Raw genomic sequence first — 20,679 nt, forward strand, 5'->3', positions numbered from 1 at the left:
TCGTCTCCTCAGCCTTAGTTGACCATCTGCAGAATCGTGTCGAACAGCTGCGACGCGGTCTGGATGACCTTCGAGTTGGCCTGATAGAGCTGTTGGAACTTGATCAGGTTGGCGGCTTCTTCGTCGAGGCTCACGCCGGAATTGGACTGCTGGGCGGTCTGCGCCTGCTTGAGCAGCGTTTGCTGCGCAGCGCTCGTCGCCTTGTACGTGTTCGTGGTGGAACCGACAAACGAGACCAGATTGGCGTAGGCGCTGGCGTAGCTGTCCTTGCCGCCGACCTTCGTCTTGTCGTTTTGCAACGCCGAGAGTGCCAGCCCGTTGCGGTTGTCCGTCGTCGCCCCCGAGGCGTTCGGGGCGATGGTCAGCTTGTCGCCGTCTGCCGGAGTACCGCTGACGTTCACGGTCATGCCGCCGAGCGTGATCTTCGCGCCGCTCGCGGCGTCGTAAGGCACCGTGTCGCCGGCAGCGTAGGTCGTCGTCGTGCCGTTCACGGTCACCGTCATCGGCGACGGCGCCACCAGCGTGATCGCTCCCGTCGTCGCGTTCTTGCTGAACGTGAACGTGACGGGCGACGTCAGCGGCGCGGCCAGATAGTTGGCATCGACCGTGCCCTGATCGGTCTTGAGCGAACCGGTGTTGGTCGACGGCGTGGACGCGAGAATCGGTGCGGCCAGCGCAATCTTGCCCGGGTCGGTGATCGCCACGCTGATGTTGCCGGCGGCGTTGCGCGTCGGCTCGATGGTGAAGCTGTCGCCGGCCACCATGTTGCCGACCGTGACGTTGAAGCCGTCGTCGAACGCCTTGCCGCCGCTGTCCGTGAAGGTCAGCGGAGCACCCGGCGTGGCGGGGGCCGGTGCGGTCCACTTCGCGCCGTCCGTCTGGCGGGTCATGGTGTAGTTTGTGCCGTCGTACGTCACCGTGTAGTCGCTGGCCGTGACCTTCGACGCGTCGGTGATCTTCGAATTGAGTACGGCGTTATTCGAGTTATTCGCGTTGGCGACGATGGTCGGGTTCGGCACGGTAAAGACATTCCCGCCGAGCTGGCCGTAGAGGTCGAGCCCCAACTGGTTCTGCGCGTTGAACGTGCCGGCGAGCGACAGGCCGATCTGGCCGAGCGAGTTCTGGGCCTGCGTCAGTGCGCCGCTGCGGAACGACAGCAAGCCGGCGAGCGAGCCGCCGGTGATCGACGATTCTGGCACCGGCACCTTCGTGCCGCTGGGCGTGACGTACGCGATGGTGAGTTCCGACGGGTCGTTGGTCGACGCCATCGTCGTGAGCTGGTACGCGGAATTGCCCGTTACGAGCGATTGCCCGTTACCGACATAGACGTTGTACGTGCCGTCTTGCGCCTTGACCACGTTGGTCTGGATGATGGCGTTGAGCTGGGAGACGGCCAGATCCCGCTGGTCGAGCAGGTCGTTCGGCGTGGCGCCGCCGCCATTGGCCTGCGCCTGCACGATGGCGTCGTTGAGCTCGGCGATCTGCTTGGCGTAGACGTTGATCTGGTCGGTCGACTGGGCAATGCTGGCGTTCGTGCTGCTGCGCAGGGTGGACAGCGTGCCCGAGAGCGACTGGAACATGCTGGCGAGCGTCTGTGCCGACGACACGACCGTCGCGCGCGTTGCCGAGTTGGCCGGGGCCGACACGATGTTCTGCAAGTTCGTGAAGAACTGGCTCATCGTGGCCGAAAGGCCGGTCGTCGAGCTGCCCAGCGCGTTGTTGATCTGCGAGATCTGCTGGTAGTACGTATTGAGCTGGCTGTACTGGGTCTGCGCCTGGTTCGTCTGGTTCGACAGGAACTGGCTGTACACGCGCGAGACGTCGTTGACCAGCACGCCCGAGCCCAGATAGCCGACACCGGCGTACTGACTGGCCGCCTGAGAGTAGTCGACGATCTGACGGTTATAGCCGGCCGTGCCCGAGTTGGCGACGTTGTTGCCGGTGGTGCTGAGGGCGAACTGGGCGGCGTTCAGCCCGCTCATGCCAATATTGATTAGGCTCATGATCTCGCGGCTTGAGTTGGGGGCGCGCCCTGCGGCAAAAAGTCCGATGCGCACCGTTACCGATGTGTTTACGGCAGCCCGGCGACAAAATTGAGGCCGACGCCCGCCTTGTTTTCGTCCCGTTTTCCGTCAGCTTCCGGCGGGAACCGGCGCCATCCCCGGCAGATCCCGTTGATCCCACGGATCCCGCCAGTCCTGCCCCCACGCCATCCGGCGCGGCCTCACCCTCAGGTGAAGTGCTTCATGACCTTCATCAGCTTGTTGGCGTACTGCGGATCGGTCGCGTAGCCCGCCCGTTGCAGATTGTTGGCAAAGCTGGCGGCGTCGTTGGCGCTCGCCACGACCGACGAATAACGCGGGTTGTTCGAAATGAGGTTGGCGTAGTCGGCGAACGCCTCGTCGTACGAGCCGTAGGCGCGGAACTTGGCCATGACTTTGCGCGGCTGGCCGTTCACGTACTCGGTCGTCGCCACTTCCACGGTCGGGCCGTTCCAGTTCTTGCCCGCCTTGATACCGAACACGTTATGGCTGGTGCTGCCGTCCGCACGACGGATCTCGCGCTTGCCCCAACCGGACTCCAGCGCCGCCTGACTCAGCATGAAACGCGCCGGAATGCCGCTGTTCGCGCTGGCGTTCTGTGCCGCGCTGGCCATACGGTCGACGAACTCGCCGGCGGCCGCCGGGGCGCCGTCGGCCACACCGATCGCATCCGCGGCGTTGTACGCACGACCGGCCAGCGACTGCTGACGGCCCGTGGCCGCCGGCGGCAGCGTGGTACCCGTCTTGGCAAGCTGCTTGAGCATGAGGTCGGCCAGGCCGATGCCCTTGTGCGACGCCAACTGCTGCGCGAGCTGATCGTCGAGCATGCCGTTGAACATCTTTTCCTGATCGCTGCCGAGCAGGCCGCCGGACATGGTGGCGTCGCGCATGCTCTTGACCATCATCTGCGTGAAGACAGCCTCGAACTGCTTGGCCGCCTGCTGCGTGGCCTGCGGCGTTTGCTGGTGCGCAGCGGCACGCAGGGCCGTGAGGCCTTGCATTTCGTAGGCTGCGCGTTGCGTCAGATCGGGCAGGTTGTTGCCTGCCGCACCGCTCAGGCGGTTGCCGTCGGCCATATCAGATGATCTCCAGATCGGCGCGCAGGGCGCCCGAGGCCTTCATGGCCTGCAGAATCGACATCAGGTCTGCCGGACTCGCTCCCAGCGAGTTCAGCGCCTTGACGACGTCGGCGAGGTTGGCGCCCGCTTTGACCATCTTGAGCGCGTTGTTCTCCTGTTGGACGGAGATTTGCGAATTCGGGGCCACGACCGTCTGACCGCCCGAGAACGGCGCCGGCTGGCTCACATTGTTCTGCGTATCGATGACGACCGACAGGTTGCCGTGCGCCACGGCGCATTGCTGGATCGTCACGTTCTGGTTCATCACCACCGAACCGGTACGGGCGTTGATGATGACGCGCGCAGCCGTGTTGTCCGGGCGCACTTCCAGACTTTCGAGCTGCGCGAGGAATTGCACGCGCGACGACGGATCGGTCGGCGTGCGCAACAGGATCACGCGGCCGTCGAGCGCCTGCGCCGTGCCGTAGCCAAAGCGCCGGTTCACGGCATCGACCACGCGCTGCGCGGTCGAGAAGTCGGTGGCATTGAGCTCCATCTGCACGGTGCCCGGCTGGCCGCCCATGGCGGTCGGCACGGCCCGCTCCACGATGGCCCCGCTCGGAATCCGGCCCGAGGCCAGTTGGTTGATGGTCACGCTCGACCCATTGGCCGATGCGCCCGCGCCGCCGATCAGCAGGTTGCCCTGCGCCAGCGCGTAGACCTGTCCGTCCGGGCCCTTGAGCGGCGTCATCAGCAGCGTGCCGCCGCGCAGGCTCTTGGCGTTACCCATCGACGAGACCACCACGTCGATCGCCTGACCGGGACGCGTGAATGCCGGCAGCGTGGCCGTCACCATCACGGCGGCCACGTTCTTCAACTGCATGTTGGTGCCGGGCGCGACGGTAATCCCCAACTGCGAGAGCATGTTCGTCATGCTCTGCACCGTGAACGGTGTCTGGGTCGTCTGGTCGCCCGAGTTGTCGAGACCGGCGACGAGGCCGTAGCCGATCAACTGGTTGTCGCGCACGCCCTGAATCGACGCCAGCTCCTTCAGACGCTCGGCATGCGCCACGCCGGGTGCGAGCATGGCGGCTGCGCCGGCCACGCTCACGGCTGCCGCCACGGCCAGCGTGCAGACGCTGCGGCCAAGCGATTGGCGCGACTGACGCAGAGGGCGAAGGTTGGGCGCGCGGCGCGACGGGAACGGCATGATCGACATCAGAAGGGCGAAACGTTAAGGAAGAAGCGTTGCAGCCAGCCCATGGTTTCGGCTTCGTTGATGTAGCCCTTGCCACGGTATTCGATGCGCGCATCGGCCACCTGCGTCGAAGGCACGGTATTCGCGCCCGAAATCGTCTGCGGGCTGACGATGCCCGAAAACTTGATGTACTCCGTGCCCTGGTTGATGGCGATCTGCTTTTCCCCGGCGACCGCAAGGTTGCCGTTGGACAGCACTTCCATCACGGTCACGGTGATCTGACCGGAGAACACGTTGTTGGCGTTGGCGGCACCCTTGGCGTCGAACTTGTTCGCGCCGCTGGCGTCGAGCGCCTGATTGTTGAGCACGCCGCCGATCACCCCGGGCGTCTGGTTCAGCGTCAGATTGCCGCTGCCGGCGCGCGTGGTGTTGGCTGCCGAGTTCTTGCTCGCCGCCGTGTTTTCGTTGATGACGATCGTGAGGATGTCGCCCACATTACGCGGACGGCGATCCTCGAACAGCGGACGGTTCGAGTACAGCGGACGGTAGATCGAGCCTTCCGGATCGGCCGCCACCGGCGGGGGCGGCGGACGCGTGGTCGTCGGTCCGTTGACGACCGGCTCCTGCGGCACGTAGGCGCAGCCCGCGAGACCGGTCAGCGCAGTGGCGGCCACGAGCGCAAGAAACCGCGCCAGGCCTGCGCTGCGTTGCTTTTCGGTCTTTCGTGCGGACATATCGACGTTCATTCCCAAGTACTGACTACGTTTGCGGCGCAATGACGCGGTGGTGCAATGGCCCGGCATGCCGGGCCGCCGCTTACATCTGCGTCAGACGTTGCAGCATCTGGTCGGATGCCGTCACGGCCTTCGAGTTGATTTCGTAAGCGCGCTGCGCGGAAATCATGTTCACGAGCTCTTCGACCACGTTCACGTTCGACGTTTCGACGTAGTTCTGGTTGAGCACGCCCGCGCCGTTGGTGCCCGGTTGCGCCACGTTCGGCGCGCCCGATGCCGCCGTCTCGGCGTACAGGTTCTCGCCCATGCTTTGCAGGCCGGCGTTGTTGATGAACGTGGCGAGCTGGAACGTACCGATCTGCACGTTGGCCGTGTTGCCCGGCTGCGTGACCGACACCGTACCGTCGCGCGCGATGGTCAGCGACAGGGCGTTGGCGGGAATCGTGATCGCCGGCTGAATCGGATAGCCCGACGCCGTCACGAGCTGGCCGTTGTTGTCGACCTGGAACGAGCCGTCGCGCGTGTAGGCGGTCGTGCCGTCCGGCATGAGCACCTGGAAGAAGCCGTCGCCGTTGATGGCCACGTCCTTCGCGTTGTTCGTCGACGTCAGGTTGCCCTGCGTGAAGATGCGCTCGGTCGCGGCCGGACGCACGCCCGTGCCCAGTTGCAGGCCCGACGGCAGCAGCGTCTGTTGCGACGACTGCGCGCCCGGCTGGCGGATCGTCTGATACAGCAGATCCTCGAACACCGCGCGGCCTTTCTTGAAGCCGTTCGTGCTGGTGTTGGCGAGGTTGTTCGAAATCACGTCCATGTTCGTCTGCTGGGCATTCATGCCGGTGGCAGCGATGTAGAGCGAACGGATCATTGGATGTTTCTCCCCGTGTACGGTGGCGGTGCGCGTTCTCGCCGCTGGCGAGTCCGGTGCATCCGACGCCGGTTAGCTGAAGTTCAGCAACTGGTTGGCGGATTGTTCGTTGGTATCGGCCGTCTGCAGCATCTTCATCTGCATCTCGAAGGCCCGCGACTGCGAAATCATGTTCACGAGACCGCTCACCGGATTGACGTTGCTGGTCTCGATCGAGCCCGCGACCACCACGACATTCGGATCGACCTGCGCCGGTGCGTTATTGGCCTGACGGAACAGCCCGTCGTCACCGCGCACCAGATTGCCTTCCGGCGGATTGACCAGCTTCAACTGCCCCATCACGGCGATGGAGTTGGGCGGATCGCCCTGCCCCAGCGCCGAGATCGTGCCGTCGGTCCCCACGGTCACCGACGCGCCCGGCGGCACCGCCGCAGGCCCGGCGTCGGTCATGACCGGCAGGCCGTGCAGCGTGATCTGGCCGTCGGCCGTCATTTCGAGGTTACCGCCACGGGTGTAGGCTTCGCGGCCCTGCGCGTCGCGCACGGCCAGCCAGCCCTGTCCCTGAATCGCCACGTCGAGCGCGCGACCGGTCTGCTGCATGGCGCCGGGCGTGAAATCGGTGCCCGGCGTGGACGTCGTGACGAACGTGCGCGTACCCGTCGAGCCGTCGGCGGCGCGCACCGGCGCCTGACGAAACGCCGAGAGCTGGGCGCGGAAGCCCGGCGTCGAGACGTTCGCCAGATTGTTGGCGGTGGTCGATTGCTGCTCCATCGCCTGCTTCGCACCGGTCATGGCCACATAGATCAGACGATCCATCGACGCCCCTCCTGCAAGTTACGCATACGCGCTCGCTCCGTCTTACAGGTTGACCATCGTCTGCATCAACTGGTCTTCCGTCTTGATCGTCTGCGCGTTAGCCTGATAGTTGCGCTGCGCGGTGATCATGTGGACCAGTTCGGCCGTCAGGTCGACGTTCGAGGCTTCGACGGCGCCCGCCTGAAGCTTGCCGAGGTTCGTGCCGCCCGGCACGCCCACGATCGGAATGCCCGAGGCAGCCGATTCCGACCAGAGGTTGTTGCCCAGCGGGATCAGGCCGTTCACGTTGTTGAAGTTCGCCAGCGCGACCTGACCGAGCACCATCGACTGCGTGTTCGAGTACGTACCGACGATGGTGCCGTCGGCGTTGAACGTGAAGCCGGTCAGGCGACCCGACGAGTAACCGTCCTGCGTGAGCGTGTTCGGCGTGTAGCTGTTACCGAACTGCGTGGTACCCGTGAGGTTCAGCGTCAGGTTGCCCTGTGCCGCGCCGTTGCCGTAGGTGATCGTCGGCAGGGTGATCGGGCCAGTCACGGTAGCGCCGGTCGAATCCGTCTGCGAGATCAGGCTGCCCGACGAGTTGAACGTCAGCGTGCCGATCGCGCCGGTGCCGACCTGCGTCGTGCCGTCGACCGAGGCGTACACGGTCCACGTGGCGTTGTTGGTCGTGGCGTCGACGCCCGTCTTCTTGAAGTACAGGTTGACGTCGTGCGAATTGCCCAGCGAGTCGTAGACCTTGAGCGACGTGGCGTTGGTGTACGAGTTTGGATCGGTGATCGAGAACGGCGTGGTGTTGACGGCGCTGCGCGAGTCGAGGTTGAACTGACCCGTGATCTTCTTGGTGGCCGTCGGGGCCAGATCGCCCGTCGGGATTTGCAGATCGACCGGCGAGACGCTGTTGATGATGCCGTTCGGGCCGGCCAGATAACCGGTCAGGTGATCGCCGTTCGAATCGACGATGAAGCCGTTCTTGTCGAGCGAGAACTGGCCGTTGCGCGTGTAGGCGATGGTGCCGTTGTTCGACACGCGGAAGAAGCCGTTACCCGAGATCGCCAGGTCGAGCTGACGGTTCGTGACCGTGATGTCGCCCTGCGTGAACTGCTGCGCGATGGCCGCCACACGCGTACCGATACCGACGGTGTTGTTACCCGCGCCGAACAGCGAGTTCGCGTAGATGTCGGCGAATTGCGCCTGCCCCTGCTTGAAGCCGACAGTGGCCGCGTTGGCAACGTTGTTGCCGATGACGTCCAGGTCCTTGGAAGCGGCGTTCAGGCCGCTCAATCCGGTCGAAAAGGCCATGTGTTACTCCTGAAATTCGGTTGTCGACGACGGGTGTCGCGACGCAATCGTTGAGTTCGGTGAAAGACTTACGTCGTGATGGAGTCGGTTACAAAATTTCGCGTACGTCGGAGAGCTTGATGTTCGAGCCCGTGCCCACGTTGAGCAGCGGTGCGCCGGTCGTGCTGGCCACCACGCTTTGCACCTGGGCGTACGAGAGCAGCGTCGGCGTAACGGCCTTGCCGTTGGCCGTTGCCGTCACGCTCAGCGTGTACTTGCCGTCGGCCACGTCCACGCCGGCATCGTCCTTGGCATCCCACGTCAGGGCCTGCACGCCGGCGTCCAGCGCGCCCGCGTTCACGGTGCGGATGGTCTTGCCGGTGCTGTCCTTGATCTCGATCTTGACGGTGTCGGCGTCGCTCGGCAGCTCGAAGCCGAACGGCGTGGCGGTCTTCGTGACCGTGCCGTCGTCGGCCTTGGTGCTGCCCACACCGATGTTGGTGCCCGGAATCAGCACGCCCTTGCCGACCAGCGCCGCCGCTTGCAGGCTCTGTGTCGAGTTCAGTTGCGAGGTGACCGACGAGAGCGTGGTGTTCAACTGGGTGATGCCCGAGACCGTGCTGATCTGCGCGAGCTGGGACGTCACCTGCGAGTTGTCCATCGGGTTGAGCGGATCCTGGTTGTTCATCTGGGCGACGAGCAACTTGAGGAAGCTGTTTTGCAGATCGTCTGCGCTGCCGGCCGACGACTTCGAGCTGCTGCTGTTCGCCGTCCCGTTGATCGAGTCGAGGAAGTTCTGCGAGAAGTTGCCGGTGTTCGACGTATTGATGCTGGCCATCTTTCTGGTCTCCGCGCGGCCCCTTACTGGCCGACCGTGAGGGTTTTGAGCATGAGCGTCTTGGCCGTGTTCAGCGCTTCGACGTTGGCTTGGTAGGAGCGGGAAGCGGAGATCATGTTGACCATCTCTTCCACCGGATTCACGTTGGGCATGGTGACGTAGCCCTGGGCATTCGCTGCCGGATTCTTCGGGTCGTACACGGTCTTGAGCGGCGACGGGTCGTCTACCACGCCGGCGACCTTCACCCCGCCCACATCGGTGCCCGTAACCGGGTTGACCTGAAACACGACCTGTTTGGCGCGGTACGGCTGGCCGTCCGGGCCGGTGACCGATTCGGCGTTGGCCAGGTTGCTGGCCGTCACGTTCATGCGCTGCGACTGCGCAGTCATGGCCGAGCCGGCGACGTCGAAGATGCTCATGAGTGGCATGGCGCTTACCCTTGATTCGTGATGGCGGCCAGCATCGTCTTGATCTGGCCCGTCAGGACCGTGAGGCCCGTCTGGTAATGCACGGCGTTGTCGGCGAAGTTCACACGCTCGGCATCGAGTTCGACGGTGTTGCCGTCAACGCTTTGCTGGTAAGGCACGCGGTAGAGCAGCTCGGGGCCGCCCATGGGCGGGGCGCTCGTGACGGCGCGCCCGGCGATGTGGCGCGAAGACGTACGCGAGAGCGACACGCTCGACTCGGTGGCGAGCTGCTGCTGCGCGCCGCGCTCGACGGCCTGACTCAACGCGTTATTGAAGTCGACGTCGCGGGCCTTGTATCCGGGCGTGTCGGCGTTGGCGATGTTCGACGAGATCACCTCCTGGCGATAGGCGCGCATCGACAGCGCCTGCTGGGAGAATCGCAATGCCGCGTCCAGTTTGTCCATGATCTCGTCTCGCCTGATGCTTGCCTTGATGCTGGGTACTTGGGTGATGCAAAAGAAACCTTGCCGTCGCGCTCGCGGTGCCTGCCCGGCCGTGTACGGCTTGATGTGGCGGGCCGATACAGCAAGCAATGAGCGGTCATGCGCTGCGCAGACGGGATGTCCTGCCGGGTCCGGAAAAAATACGGACCTTTTGGCATGCTTCGCATCGTATGCGTACCCCCTGGGATTCAATCGGAGGAATAGGAAGGAGATTGACCGCCATTTCGAGCCATGCCCTGTCGCGGGACATCTCTAGAATGGCTTCCTGACGGCATCGGGCGGGGTTCGCCCCCCAGGCACAGGGACACTGCCCGGTGTCGTCGGCTTCACAGCTTGAAGTGGGTTGAGTGCCGGATGCCCCGAAATCATCTCGGGCAGCGGCCGCAAGGAGAGTGAGCATGGCAGGCAAATCCGGCGACGGTCTCGCCCGTGCCCCGCGCCCGCAAGGCGAACGGGGCGGCCAGCGCGCGCGCCTTCGATCGGTCCTGTCGGGCTTGATGACTGCGACGCTCGGCTTAACAGCCTTCGGCATCATGGTCAGCCCGGTTTGCGCCGCCGCTCAGAACGCGGTGAACCCCGGTGTCGCCACCGACCCTGCCGCGCAGAACCTCGGCAGTACGCTCGGTCCCGGCGCCATCGTCATCCCCGGTAACAATGCCGCCGCAGGCGGTGTCGCGTCGAACGTGCCGAGCATGGTGCGTCCGGTGACGGCGAACGCCGCGCCCGCACAGCCGCAAGCCGTCGCGGTGCAAGCGCCGCAAGTCGCGCAGCCGCAACCATCCCAATACCAGAACACCCAGGTCATCCGCCAGACCGCCGAGCGGTTTCTGCGCGAGCAGACGACCGGCCTGCCCGGTCAGGTGAGCATCACCGTGGGCGAGTCGGTCTCGGACCACATGCCCGCATGCATGGCGCTCGAACCCTTCCTGCCGCCCGGTGCGCGCCTGTGGGGAACGACGAGCGTCGGCGTGCGCTGTGCGGGGGAGCGTCCATGGACGCTGTATCTGCAAGCCCGCGTGAGCATCAACGCCACGTACTTCGTCGCCGCCCGTCAGATCAATCCGGGCGAGACGATCGGGCCGAACGACCTCTCCCCGCGTCAGGGCGATCTCACGTTGCTGCCGCGTACGGTCGCGACCGATGCCGGCCAGATCGTCGGCACGGTGGCGGTGAACCGGATCACGTCCGGTCTGCCGATTCGCTCGGACCTGCTGCGCAGTGCGATTGCCGTCCAGCAGGGACAAACCGTGCGCGTGGTCTCGCGTGGCTCAGGATTCGAAGTGAGCACGGAAGGTCAGGTGCTCACGCGTGCCAGCGCGGGCGATCCCGTACAGGTGCGCACCCGCGCCGGACAAGTCGTCAGCGGCACGGTAAAGACAGGAAAAAATGGCAACGTCGAAGTCGAAGTTGCTCTATAAGTGATCGCTCACTATCATTAAGTATTCGCTGAAATCACCCGGGCACTTGAACTGGTAACAGGATGTTACTTGCCTAAAGTTATGGCGGATAATGCCGTTACACAGGCAGGTTTCTGGGGAAAGCACATGAAAATCGAACCACCCGCCAATCCGTTGACTGGTGTCGGCGCAGGCAAGGCGACGACCGATCGGACGACGACCGGCACTGTGAATGCTGATGCGACGGCTGCGCCTTCGGCGAACGTCGGCGGCGGCGCGAACGTGAGCACGAGCGCGTTGTCGTCGGAGATGCGTGCGTTGCAGGACGGGCTGGCGAAAACGGGCACGGCGGATATCGACGTGGCGAAGGTAGAAGCGATCAAGGCGGCGATCGCCAACGGCCAGTTGGCCATCGACACATCCAGGATTGCGGACGGTCTCATTGCGACCGCACGCGATTTGCTCTCTGCGCAATCGAAGTCATGACAACCGAAGCTCTGCTGAACGCCCTGTCTGTCGAGACGACCGCTATCGGTACGTTTTCGGCATTGCTCGGGGAAGAACAGCAGGCATTGGTGAGCGGCACGCTGGACGCGCTGCCGGAGCTGACCGAGCGCAAGACGCGCGCGGTCGTGGAACTCTCGGCGCTCGGTCGCGAGCGCGATGCGCAGTTGCAGGCGTTGGGCTTTACGCCGGATGAAGCCGGCGCGACGGCGGCGGCAGCGACCGACGCTCGCATCGCCACGGCATGGAACGCACTGCTTGCCGCAGCGGCCGAAGCCAAGCGCGCCAACGACACGAACGGCCTGCTCATCAATACGCGCCTGACCTACACGCAACAGGCGCTGAACGTCCTCTACGGCCCGAGCAACAACGCCCCACTCTACGGCCCCGACGGCCGCACCACCCCGCGCTCGAGCGGGGGCAGCGTGACGGCCTGATCGGCGAGGTTTTCACCAACCACCATCGGGCACGGCTTCGCCGTTCGCCTGCAAAAGCTCTCAGCACCGCACAACGGCAAGCGGCCGGTCGCGCCTCTCAAACGGATCGATGCTCGCGACTCGACCGGGAACGCGCACGCAGAACATGCCATCCCCTATCTGAACCCGTTCGACTCTCGATCCATCGGGTCTCAGGTCGCTAGCCACACTTCCCACCGGTACCCAACCCTTGCCAAGCGCTTTGTCAAAAACCTTGGTAACACCGCTCTGGAGGTCTGCGCCACGTGTTGGCACCTGGACGTTGGCCAAGCTCGACTGGCTCGTAACTGCCGTCTCGCTTGCACCGCGCACACGGGCCCCTCCCGCAGATCGCACCAACGACGCAACCGACTGCCTCCAGTCATTTAGTGCCGGCACAGACTCCGATTCAACGCGCTGAGACTCTTCATCGAGAGATAACAAGGGCTTTCGCCCGCCCTCGCCCGCAAGATCACGCTGCACACGCGCCCCAGCGAAATGCTTGGCCTCGAGTGGCGACACCCCCACACCCGCAGATATTTCGCTTATCTCCTTGGGATGTGAGTGCGTCAGGACAACAGATAAACCAGCAGCCCAAGGGGGTCGCTCAATTGAGTCACCTCGATATGGAAATTGGGAGATCGCGATCAGATGAATCAGGACAGATGTCGCAATGCCCCCGAGAAGATTGACGCTTGCTCGGCTTTGTATTTTCTCCCCCCGTTGGCTGAATGTCGGCTTGAGCGAATGGTCGTCAAACCCCGTCAGGGAGGATAGCGCTCGGCGAACTAGCGCAACGTGAGGAAATTTCCGTTGAATCTTGGTTCACTGCGTCAGGTATGCTCAGACGCTTAATCTTTGAGTCGCGCAGGATCGCGCTTCGCTCCATGCGCACGTGCTCGCTTTGGGCGTCATCCGAAAATCCAACGAATGCCAATCGGCACGGAATCGACGAAGCGTCGCATCAGTCAACTGCGCCAATAACATGCTGCGCCGACGATCCCGCCACCGGCCAATCGGCCCCCTCCCCAGCGACGGCAAACTCATGCTTCCGGTGAACATCCCACTCGCCCGAGATCCGCCATGAACGTCGACCATGAGTTCGTCGCAATTCCCAATGCCATAAAACAGTAGGAACGGATGCGTGCTTACGAAGTTACTTTTGATGTACCCGCATTTCGTACGAATGAGCACCTTCATCCGACAGAAGTCAACGTCGCCCGCTTAAGGTTCCGATATCACCCGCGCAAGCAGCTCGTAGAGTTCTTTTCTTTTCAGCAATATCTCGCAAAGTACTCGACTCTCGCTATGACACTCGAGCAAGCGTGTTGGTCGATTGTTGACGATTTTTTCGAGTCAATCGAACCCATTCAATGCGATCCGACAATTCAGAACGAATTGTCAGGCTGTGCGAGTGTGACGATTCACGCCTCACGTGGCTGGACTGACGCAATTCGCGTCCCGCTCGCTCCAACGCCGATCCCCGATAAGCGGGCCGCATTATCCGTCTGACATGACATCGATAGACATCCCCGATCTTATTGGCATCGCGGGCGCACTCACCGTCGTCGCGGCGTACTTCCTCAATCTCCACGGAACACTTCCAACAGCCGCATACCGGTACTCGGCGTTTAACCTCGTGGGGTCATTGATGATCGTTTATTCGCTCATTCACAACCCCAATCCTGCCTCGATGCTCATTGAAGTCTTTTGGGCTTCAATCAGCGTCTACGGGTTACTCAAGTCTTACAGAAACAGGAGGGCAAGGTAATGGGAAGTCGAGTGCTTCTAGGTACGACCGGCAGTATTGGCGCCAAGGACACGCTCAGACTCATCGAGATGCTTGGTGCTGCCCACGAGGTTCAGGTGGTGGCTTCAACACCATCGCTTGCCTTCTTCGATCTGAGCGCAGCGAGACAACGTGCCCAAATTCACACGGACGAAGACGACTGGTATGTATGGCGCAAACGTGGGGACCAGGTCCTGCACATCGCCCTCAGGAACTGGGCAGACCTATTCGTCATTGCGCCAATGACCGCAAACACCTTGGGAAAGCTGGCTTCAGGTATCTGCGACAACTTGCTCACGACGGTATATCGTGCGTGGCAAATCAAGACAAAGCCGCTGCTGGCAGCCCCTTCCATGAACAAGTTCATGTGGGAACATCCGCAAACGGCCAATCATCTTGCGCTACTCAGAACGTGGGAGGTTGGCGTGATACCGCCGAGGGAGAAGTGGCTAGCGGGCGGAGATTTCGGCCCCGCCGCTATGGCCACACCAGCGCATATTGTCGAATGCGTCGACCGTGCCCTTTCAAAATATAAGCAGGCTTAGTTCGCCGACGTCCACGCCTTCTCGCGCAACGTCGCGCGAAGACGCGAGATCGCCTGACTGTGCAACTGGCAGACGCGGGACTCGCTGACTTCGAGCACCGCGCCGATTTCGCGCAGGTTCAGGCCCTGTTCGTAGTACAGGCTCATCAGCAACTTCTCGCGATCGGGCAAGCGGTCGATGGCGTCGACCACACCGCCGCGCAAGCCTTCGTCGAGCAACATCGTCAGCGGATCCGCGCCCGGATCGGCGCAGATGCGATCGATGAACGGCTCTTCGTCCGCCGACTCGAAATCTTCGTAATAGATCAGCTGGCAGCCGTGCACGTCCTGCAACATCTGCTGATACTCGGTCAGACCGATCGACATCTCGCCCGCAATCTCGCTCTCGGACGGTCCCCGTCCAAGACGCTGCTCCAGACGCTGCACCGCCTTCTCGATCTCACGCGCCGTCTTGCGAATGCCGCGCGACGCCCAGTCCAGTTCGCGCAACTCGTCGAGCATCGCCCCGCGAATGCGCTGGCTCGCGTACGTCTCGAACTGCGCGCCCTGCGTCTCCTGGTACCGGTTCGCCGCATCGAGCAGCCCCAGCATGCCGGCCTGAATCAGATCTTCCAACTCCACGCTGGCCGGCAGCTTCGCCATCAATTGCAGCGCCAGACGGCGCACCAACGGCGCGTATTGGGTCAGCGTGTCGTTCGTGTCGACCTTCCCGCGCGCGGTATACATGTTTCCCTCCGCTTCCTCTCGACGCGTGCCGTGACGCTCAGGCCGTGTGCGCGCTCGCCGCGCCCACGCCATGCGTCATCTCGCCACCGCGATCGCCGCCGATATCACCGATCCCCGTCGGACCCGTCTCTCGCATGGCGAGCGGCCAATGCGTCACCTGCGACGCCAATTGACGATACGCCACCGCCGCCGGCGCCATCGGGAAGGCATCCACCACGGTGCGCGTCAGATGACGCGCACGCATGACCTGCCGATCCAACGGCACATGTCCCGCCAGCTCCAGCGACACCGCCAGATACCGGCTCGCCGTCGTGGCCAGATTGCGGCACACCACCCGTGCCTCCATATCCTCGGCCCGATTCACCAACACCCGGAATTGCGCCAGCGCATACTCGAAATGCGCCTGCTTGATCCACGAATACGCCCCCGTGATCGCCGCCGGCTCACACCCCAGCACCACCAGCACGTCGTGCGCATGCGCCGCGAGCGGGCTCAGCACACCGCCGGTGTGGGTGCAGTCGACGACCACGACGTCGGGCTCGCCCGCCGTCAACATCGGCAACGAGTGCTGCGGATCGATACGCTCCGGATGACGATGCGCCACGGGCACCAGCACCACGTTGTCGCGCGTGTGTACGCGAATCGCATCGGACGACACGCGTCCGGCAATCACGTCATGGATGTCGCCGCGCAGCGGCAGACCGAGCGCAGGCGCCGCATGGCCGCTCTCGTCGGCCAGTACGACATCCTGACCGTGATGGGCCAGCGCACTGGCCAGATTCAACGCAACACTCGTCTGACCGGCTTCAGGCGCACTCCCCACCACCGCGACGATACGCGTGGTATGACGCGCCACCAGACGGCGCAGCCCCTCAGCTTGATCGAGTACGAGTTTAACCAAAGCAGGCCTCGCCTGAAGGTTGAGCAGGCGCGAACAGCCCGCTGTAATTGGGATCGACCCCGCGCACCACGGCCGGCAAATCTTCCTCGGACGGTACGAACGGCGAACCCGTCACCGGCGCCGACAACGCCGTGTCGATCAGGAACTGCCGGTCGGCCACGTGCAGGTTCTCCGGCACGCGCTGTCCTGTGGAAACGTAATGCACCGGCAAACGGTGGCGAATCACCGTATCGAGCACCGACCCGAGATTGGTCGTCTCGTCGAGTTTCGTCAGAATACACCCGGCCAGATCGCCACCGCCCTCGGCGCTGGCACTGCGGTACGCATGCACCACTTCGTTGAGCGTGTCGCCGTGGCTCGTCGCATTGAGCAACAGCAGACGCTGCACCGGCGTCTCCGCCCCGCACAGCATCGCCACCTGCTCCGGCACCGTGCGATCGCGCTGGCTCATGCCAACCGTGTCGATCAGCACCATGTGCTTGTTGCGCAGCTCGGTCAGCGCCAGACGCAGGTCCGTCGCATCTTTCACCGCGTGCACCGTCACGCCGAGAATCTTGCCGTAGATGCGCAACTGCTCGTGACCGCCGATACGATAGCTGTCAGTCGTGAGCAGCGCGAGCTTCTCGGCGCCGTGACGCATAACACAACGCGCCGCCAGCTTGGCCGTGGTCGTGGTCTTGCCCACGCCCGTTGGCCCCATCAGCGCGTACACGCCGCCGCGATCCATCAGTTCGTCTTCGTTCGGCATAATGGGCAGGTTGCGCTTGAGCGCATTCTTCACCCAGTCCAGACCGCTTTCGCGGTCGCTGCCTTCGGGCAGATGTTCGAGCAACGCGCGGCCCAACTGCGCCGAGAAGCCCGCCGCGAGCAAGGTGCGCAGAATCTCGCCCTGTGCCGGCGAGCGACGTTGCTTGTCGTTCCACACCAGTCCGGCGACCTGCTCTTCGAGCAGCCCGCGCATACTTTGCAACTCGCCCATCATCGACTGCGCAAACGCGCTCGTCGCTGCGATGTCGTTCGCCGCGCTCGCCTGGGGGGCAGAGACCGGAGGCGCAGCCGGGCGCGGACGTGGCCGATGTGTCGGCATGTCGCCGCCGGCCAGTGCGTCCAGATCTTCTTCCGCCAACGCCACGATCTCGACGCCGTTAGCGACCGAACGATTGGACAACACGACCGCATCGGGTCCGATTTCCTCGCGAATCTGGCGCAGTGCGTCGCGGCACGTGCCCGCAAAGAATTTCCGAATCTTCACGCTTGACCTCCGATGAGTGCCGTCATTTTCACATTACGGGTATCTGGCACTTCCGCATACGACAAAACCTTGAGCTGCGGCAGGCTGCGACGCAAGAAGCGCGAGAGCAGCGAACGCAGCGGATGTTGAACCAGCAATACCGTCGGCAAGCCCTGACGCTCCTGACGCGTCACAGCCGCCTGGGTTTCACGCAACAACGTGTCCGCGAGGCCCGGCTCGAGGCCGGTACCGCCGCCGGCCGACAACGCCTGCGTGAGAATTCGTTCGAGATTGGCGTCGAGCCCCACCACTTCCAGATCGCCGCTGCCCGGAAACACGCTTTGCGTGATCGCGCGACCCAGCGACAGACGCACCAGCGCCGTGAGGTCGTACGGGTCCTGCACGCGCGCGCCATGCTCGGCGATGGTGTCGATGATGGTGCGCATGTCGCGAATCGGCACCTGCTCTTCGAGCAGGTTTTGCAGCACCTTCTGCAACGTAGTGAGCGCGATGGTCTTCGGCACCAGGTCTTCGATGAGCTTCGGCGCGTCCTTGCCGATGCGCTCGATGAGCTGCTGCACTTCCTGACGTCCCAGCAATTCGTGCGCGTGGGCGTTGATCAGGTGATTCAGGTGCGTAGCGACCACCGTTCCGGCATCGACCACGGTGTAGCCGTACGCCTGGGCCTGATCTCGCTGACCGACGTCGATCCACGTGGCCGGCAGCCCGAACGCCGGATCGCGCGTCGGCGTGCCTTGAAGCGGCGCGCTGACCTGTCCCGGATCAATGGCCAGCAACTGGCCCGGATACGCTTCGCCCTCGCCGATGATCACACCCTTGAGCGTGATGCGGTACTGGTTCGGCCGAAGCTCCAGGTTGTCGCGAATGTGCACCACCGGCGCGAGAAAGCCGATTTCCTGCGCGAACTTCTTGCGGATGCCCTTGATCCGTTTGAGCAGTTCGCCATCCTGATTGCGGTCGACGAGCGGGATCAGACGGTAGCCGACTTCCAGTCCCAGCGGGTCGACCAGGGCCACGTCGTCCCACGAGGCTTCGGCCACTTCGGCCGGCGCCTGCGCGGCCACGGGCGCCGGGCGCGTCGCCTGCACCTTGGCTGCTGCGGCCTTGCGGAACTGCCAGCGGGCGAGCGCGCCGAGCCCCAGTGCGAGCAGCAGGAAGGCAAAGTGCGGCATGCCCGGGATTAGCCCCATCAGGCCGAGAATCGCCGCCGTGATACCCAGCACCTGCGGGTTGCTGAACAGTTGCGAGACGACCTGCTGGCCGACGTCTTCGTCCGTCGCCACCCGCGAGACGACCACACCGGCGGCCGTCGAGATCACCAGCGCCGGGATCTGCGCGACGAGACCGTCACCGATGGTCAGCAGCGTGTAGTTCTTGGCGGCGGTCGCCAGGTCCAGATTGTGCTGGACCACACCGACGATCAGCCCGCCGATGATGTTGATGAGCATGATCAGCAAGCCCGCGACCGCGTCGCCGCGCACGAACTTGGAGGCGCCGTCCATCGAGCCGTAGAAGTCGGCTTCCTGCGCGATCACGGCGCGGCGCTTACGGGCCTCCTCTTCGCCGATGAGACCCGCGTTCAGGTCGGCGTCGATGGCCATCTGCTTGCCGGGCATGGCGTCGAGGGTAAAACGCGCGCCCACTTCGGCGATACGGCCGGCGCCCTTCGTGATCACCATGAAGTTGATGACCACGAGGATGATGAACACCACGATACCGACGGCGTAGTTGCCACCGACGAGGAAGTGGCCGAAGGCCTCGATCACCTTGCCGGCGGCGTCCGGGCCGGTGTGGCCTTCGAGCAGCACCACGCGGGTGGATGCCACGTTCAGCGACAGGCGCAGCAGCGTGGAGAACAGCAGCACGCTCGGGAACGCCGCGAAGTCGAGCGGCTTTTGCGTGTACATGCTCACGAGCAGCACCATCACCGCCAGCGCGATGTTGAACGTGAACAGCAGATCCAGGATGAACGGCGGCAGCGGGAGGATCATCATGCCCAGAATCATGATGATCAGCACCGGCGCGGCGAGCGACTTCAAATTGCCGCCGAGGAGCATTTGCGACGTACGCAGCAGCTGGTTCGCGCGTGGATTGAGGTTCATTCGTTACACTCGTTTCGACCCGAGGCGCCGGGGCGCATCGAGTTCTGCCGGCACCGGCAGGTCCGACGGGGTCATCGGCTCGACGCCCCCTTCGGTACGCCAGCGGCGAAGCTGGAAGACCCACGCCAGCACCTCGGCCACGGCCGTGTACAGCGTGGCCGGGATTTCGTGACCGATTTCCACGTGACGGTGCAGGGCACGCGCCAGCGGCGGGGCTTCGAGGATCGGAATGCGGTGCTCCGCAGCCATCTCGCGGATACGCTGCGCGACCAGATCGGTGCCCTTGGCGAGCACGCGCGGCGCGCGCATGTTGTCCTTGTATTCGAGGGCGACGGCAAAGTGCGTCGGGTTCGTCACGATCACGTCGGCCTTGGGCACGTCCTGCATCATGCGACGGCGCGCCGCCTGACGCTGCAACTGCCGGATGTGCGCCTTGACGTGCGGATCGCCCTCGGTTTCCTTGTTCTCCTGACGCACTTCCTCTTTGGTCATGCGCAGCTTCTTGTAGTGCTGCCAGATCTGGAACGGCACATCGATGGCCGCCACCAGCAGCAACGACGCCACGATGAACGCGCAGCACACCACGATCATCTCGCCCACGTACGGCAGCGCGGCGCGCGGCGGCTGGGTCATCAGGCCCATCACGGCGTCTTTGTCGCGGGCAATCGCCCAGTACGCCACGGCGCCCACCAGAATGGTCTTTGCCACCGCCTTGATCAGCTCGACCAGTCCCTGCGTGGAGAACATGCGGCCCAGCCCCTTGAGCGGGTTCAGACGGCCGAAGTTGGGGGCGAGCGACTTGGTCGTGAAGAGCCAGCCGCCGAGCGCCATCGGCGCCACGATGGCCGCGATCACCAGCAGACCGAGCAGCGGCGCGATGGCCATGAGCGCGTCGGCGCCCGAGTGGGCGGCGTACGACAGCATGCGACGGGTGTCCATCGCCGTGCCCGGCTCGAACTGCATGCCGTGGCGCATCAACTGTGCGAAACCCTGCGAGATACGGTCGGCCGTCATCCACATGCCGGCCACGCCAGCGGCCAGCAAAGCGAACGTCGAAAGCTCGCGCGAACGCGCGACCTGACCCTCCTCGCGCGCCTTCTCAAGGCGCCGGGGGGTCGGTGATTCCGACTTTTCGAGATCGCTTTCCTCAGCCATGCCCTATCCACAGCGGGCGGACGAACCCACCCTATCGCGACTGATTATCGCGGTAACCGTCAAGTCACAAAGGGGGGAATAGAGGCGGGATTGGGCGGTATATTGGGGCAGACGT

19 protein-coding genes are annotated in these 20,679 nt (G+C 63.9%); 4 read left to right on the forward strand and 15 right to left on the reverse strand.

What is annotated here, in order from left to right:
- Positions 1–14: 14 nt before the first annotated feature.
- The 10 genes from flgK to flgB all read right to left on the reverse strand — a co-directional run bounded on the left by flgK (position 15) and on the right by flgB (position 9,703).
- Positions 15–2,003 (reverse strand): flagellar hook-associated protein FlgK, encoded by a 1,989-nt coding sequence (flgK, locus tag C5N93_RS18885; protein ID WP_242560494.1) that lies wholly within the window; start codon positions 2,001–2,003, stop codon positions 15–17.
- 227 nt (positions 2,004–2,230) lie between these two features.
- Positions 2,231–3,118, reverse strand: coding sequence for a flagellar assembly peptidoglycan hydrolase FlgJ (flgJ, locus tag C5N93_RS18890; protein ID WP_242560495.1), 888 nt, complete (start codon positions 3,116–3,118; stop codon positions 2,231–2,233).
- Position 3,119: 1 nt separating this feature from the next.
- Positions 3,120–4,187, reverse strand: coding sequence for a flagellar basal body P-ring protein FlgI (locus C5N93_RS18895; RefSeq protein ID WP_069344615.1), 1,068 nt, complete (start codon positions 4,185–4,187; stop codon positions 3,120–3,122).
- A gap of 131 nt (positions 4,188–4,318) precedes the next feature.
- Positions 4,319–5,032, reverse strand: a complete 714-nt coding sequence (locus C5N93_RS18900) for a flagellar basal body L-ring protein FlgH (protein WP_242560496.1) — start codon at positions 5,030–5,032, stop codon at positions 4,319–4,321.
- Between the two features lie 82 nt (positions 5,033–5,114).
- Entirely contained in the window at positions 5,115–5,897 is a 783-nt protein-coding gene (gene flgG / locus C5N93_RS18905) for a flagellar basal-body rod protein FlgG (protein ID WP_069344493.1), read from the reverse strand.
- Between the two features lie 72 nt (positions 5,898–5,969).
- Entirely contained in the window at positions 5,970–6,713 is a 744-nt protein-coding gene (locus tag C5N93_RS18910) for a flagellar basal body rod protein FlgF (RefSeq protein WP_069344492.1), read from the reverse strand.
- Positions 6,714–6,755: 42 nt separating this feature from the next.
- Positions 6,756–8,012 carry a flagellar hook protein FlgE gene (gene flgE / locus C5N93_RS18915; RefSeq protein ID WP_242560497.1) on the reverse strand — a complete coding sequence of 419 codons (1,257 nt, stop codon included), beginning with the start codon at positions 8,010–8,012 and terminating at the stop codon, positions 6,756–6,758.
- Positions 8,013–8,100: 88 nt separating this feature from the next.
- A complete protein-coding gene (gene flgD, locus C5N93_RS18920; RefSeq protein WP_069344490.1) occupies positions 8,101–8,829 on the reverse strand; it encodes a flagellar hook assembly protein FlgD in 729 nt (242 codons plus the stop codon).
- A 23-nt stretch (positions 8,830–8,852) separates the two neighbouring features.
- Complete coding sequence (gene flgC / locus C5N93_RS18925) at positions 8,853–9,257, reverse strand: flagellar basal body rod protein FlgC (RefSeq protein WP_150722825.1); 405 nt, start codon at positions 9,255–9,257, stop codon at positions 8,853–8,855.
- A 5-nt stretch (positions 9,258–9,262) separates the two neighbouring features.
- Positions 9,263–9,703, reverse strand: coding sequence for a flagellar basal body rod protein FlgB (flgB, locus tag C5N93_RS18930; RefSeq protein ID WP_069344614.1), 441 nt, complete (start codon positions 9,701–9,703; stop codon positions 9,263–9,265).
- 434 nt (positions 9,704–10,137) lie between these two features.
- On the opposite strand from flgB, the gene flgA reads away from it, so the two are divergent.
- From flgA to C5N93_RS18950, 4 genes are all read left to right on the forward strand, one after another.
- Positions 10,138–11,157, forward strand: a complete 1,020-nt coding sequence (flgA, locus tag C5N93_RS18935) for a flagellar basal body P-ring formation chaperone FlgA (RefSeq protein WP_242560498.1) — start codon at positions 10,138–10,140, stop codon at positions 11,155–11,157.
- A gap of 126 nt (positions 11,158–11,283) precedes the next feature.
- Positions 11,284–11,622 (forward strand): flagellar biosynthesis anti-sigma factor FlgM, encoded by a 339-nt coding sequence (gene flgM, locus C5N93_RS18940; protein ID WP_150722827.1) that lies wholly within the window; start codon positions 11,284–11,286, stop codon positions 11,620–11,622.
- Complete coding sequence (locus C5N93_RS18945; RefSeq protein ID WP_242560499.1) at positions 11,619–12,077, forward strand: flagellar protein FlgN; 459 nt, start codon at positions 11,619–11,621, stop codon at positions 12,075–12,077. The genes flgM and C5N93_RS18945 overlap by 4 nt, the downstream gene beginning before the upstream one ends.
- Before the next feature lie 1,788 nt (positions 12,078–13,865).
- The gene (locus C5N93_RS18950; protein ID WP_242560500.1) at positions 13,866–14,429 is read left to right on the forward strand and encodes a flavoprotein; all 564 of its coding nucleotides are present in this window, start codon (positions 13,866–13,868) and stop codon (positions 14,427–14,429) included.
- On the opposite strand, the gene C5N93_RS18955 is transcribed toward C5N93_RS18950, so the two are convergent.
- From C5N93_RS18955 to flhB, 5 genes are read right to left on the reverse strand one after another with little or no spacing between them, the layout of a single operon-like run.
- Entirely contained in the window at positions 14,426–15,154 is a 729-nt protein-coding gene (locus tag C5N93_RS18955) for an RNA polymerase sigma factor FliA (RefSeq protein WP_046290192.1), read from the reverse strand. The two genes, C5N93_RS18950 and C5N93_RS18955, sit on opposite strands and share 4 nt — an antisense overlap.
- A gap of 37 nt (positions 15,155–15,191) precedes the next feature.
- Positions 15,192–16,055 (reverse strand): hypothetical protein, encoded by an 864-nt coding sequence (locus C5N93_RS18960; RefSeq protein ID WP_242560501.1) that lies wholly within the window; start codon positions 16,053–16,055, stop codon positions 15,192–15,194.
- Positions 16,048–17,307, reverse strand: coding sequence for a flagellar biosynthesis protein FlhF (gene flhF / locus C5N93_RS18965; protein WP_069344484.1), 1,260 nt, complete (start codon positions 17,305–17,307; stop codon positions 16,048–16,050). The genes C5N93_RS18960 and flhF overlap by 8 nt, the downstream gene beginning before the upstream one ends.
- Entirely contained in the window at positions 17,304–19,409 is a 2,106-nt protein-coding gene (gene flhA / locus C5N93_RS18970) for a flagellar biosynthesis protein FlhA (RefSeq protein WP_069344483.1), read from the reverse strand. The genes flhF and flhA overlap by 4 nt, the downstream gene beginning before the upstream one ends.
- Positions 19,410–19,412: 3 nt before the next feature.
- Complete coding sequence (flhB, locus tag C5N93_RS18975; RefSeq protein WP_150722832.1) at positions 19,413–20,564, reverse strand: flagellar biosynthesis protein FlhB; 1,152 nt, start codon at positions 20,562–20,564, stop codon at positions 19,413–19,415.
- Between the last annotated feature and the right edge of the window lie 115 nt (positions 20,565–20,679).

Source organism: Pandoraea sp. LA3 (genome assembly GCF_022696215.1).
GTDB classification, from domain to species: Bacteria; Pseudomonadota; Gammaproteobacteria; order Burkholderiales; family Burkholderiaceae; genus Pandoraea; species Pandoraea capi.

Bases quoted from the DNA above. Each gene is read 5' to 3' on its own strand.
- flgM (WP_150722827.1), top strand. From the start codon at position 11,284: ATGAAAATCGAACCACCCGCCAATCCGTTGACTGGTGTCGGCGCAGGC.
- flhA (WP_069344483.1), bottom strand. From the start codon at position 19,409: ATGAACCTCAATCCACGCGCGAACCAGCTGCTGCGTACGTCGCAAATG.
- flgC (WP_150722825.1), bottom strand. From the start codon at position 9,257: ATGCCACTCATGAGCATCTTCGACGTCGCCGGCTCGGCCATGACTGCG.
- C5N93_RS18955 (WP_046290192.1), bottom strand. From the start codon at position 15,154: ATGTATACCGCGCGCGGGAAGGTCGACACGAACGACACGCTGACCCAA.
- flhB (WP_150722832.1), bottom strand. From the start codon at position 20,564: ATGGCTGAGGAAAGCGATCTCGAAAAGTCGGAATCACCGACCCCCCGG.
- flgG (WP_069344493.1), bottom strand. From the start codon at position 5,897: ATGATCCGTTCGCTCTACATCGCTGCCACCGGCATGAATGCCCAGCAG.
- flgE (WP_242560497.1), bottom strand. From the start codon at position 8,012: ATGGCCTTTTCGACCGGATTGAGCGGCCTGAACGCCGCTTCCAAGGAC.
- flgJ (WP_242560495.1), bottom strand. From the start codon at position 3,118: ATGGCCGACGGCAACCGCCTGAGCGGTGCGGCAGGCAACAACCTGCCC.
- flgK (WP_242560494.1), bottom strand. From the start codon at position 2,003: ATGAGCCTAATCAATATTGGCATGAGCGGGCTGAACGCCGCCCAGTTC.
- C5N93_RS18895 (WP_069344615.1), bottom strand. From the start codon at position 4,187: ATGCTCGCACCCGGCGTGGCGCATGCCGAGCGTCTGAAGGAGCTGGCG.
- C5N93_RS18910 (WP_069344492.1), bottom strand. From the start codon at position 6,713: ATGGATCGTCTGATCTATGTGGCCATGACCGGTGCGAAGCAGGCGATG.
- C5N93_RS18950 (WP_242560500.1), top strand. From the start codon at position 13,866: ATGGGAAGTCGAGTGCTTCTAGGTACGACCGGCAGTATTGGCGCCAAG.
- flgD (WP_069344490.1), bottom strand. From the start codon at position 8,829: ATGGCCAGCATCAATACGTCGAACACCGGCAACTTCTCGCAGAACTTC.
- C5N93_RS18900 (WP_242560496.1), bottom strand. From the start codon at position 5,032: ATGTCCGCACGAAAGACCGAAAAGCAACGCAGCGCAGGCCTGGCGCGG.
- flgA (WP_242560498.1), top strand. From the start codon at position 10,138: ATGGCAGGCAAATCCGGCGACGGTCTCGCCCGTGCCCCGCGCCCGCAA.
- C5N93_RS18945 (WP_242560499.1), top strand. From the start codon at position 11,619: ATGACAACCGAAGCTCTGCTGAACGCCCTGTCTGTCGAGACGACCGCT.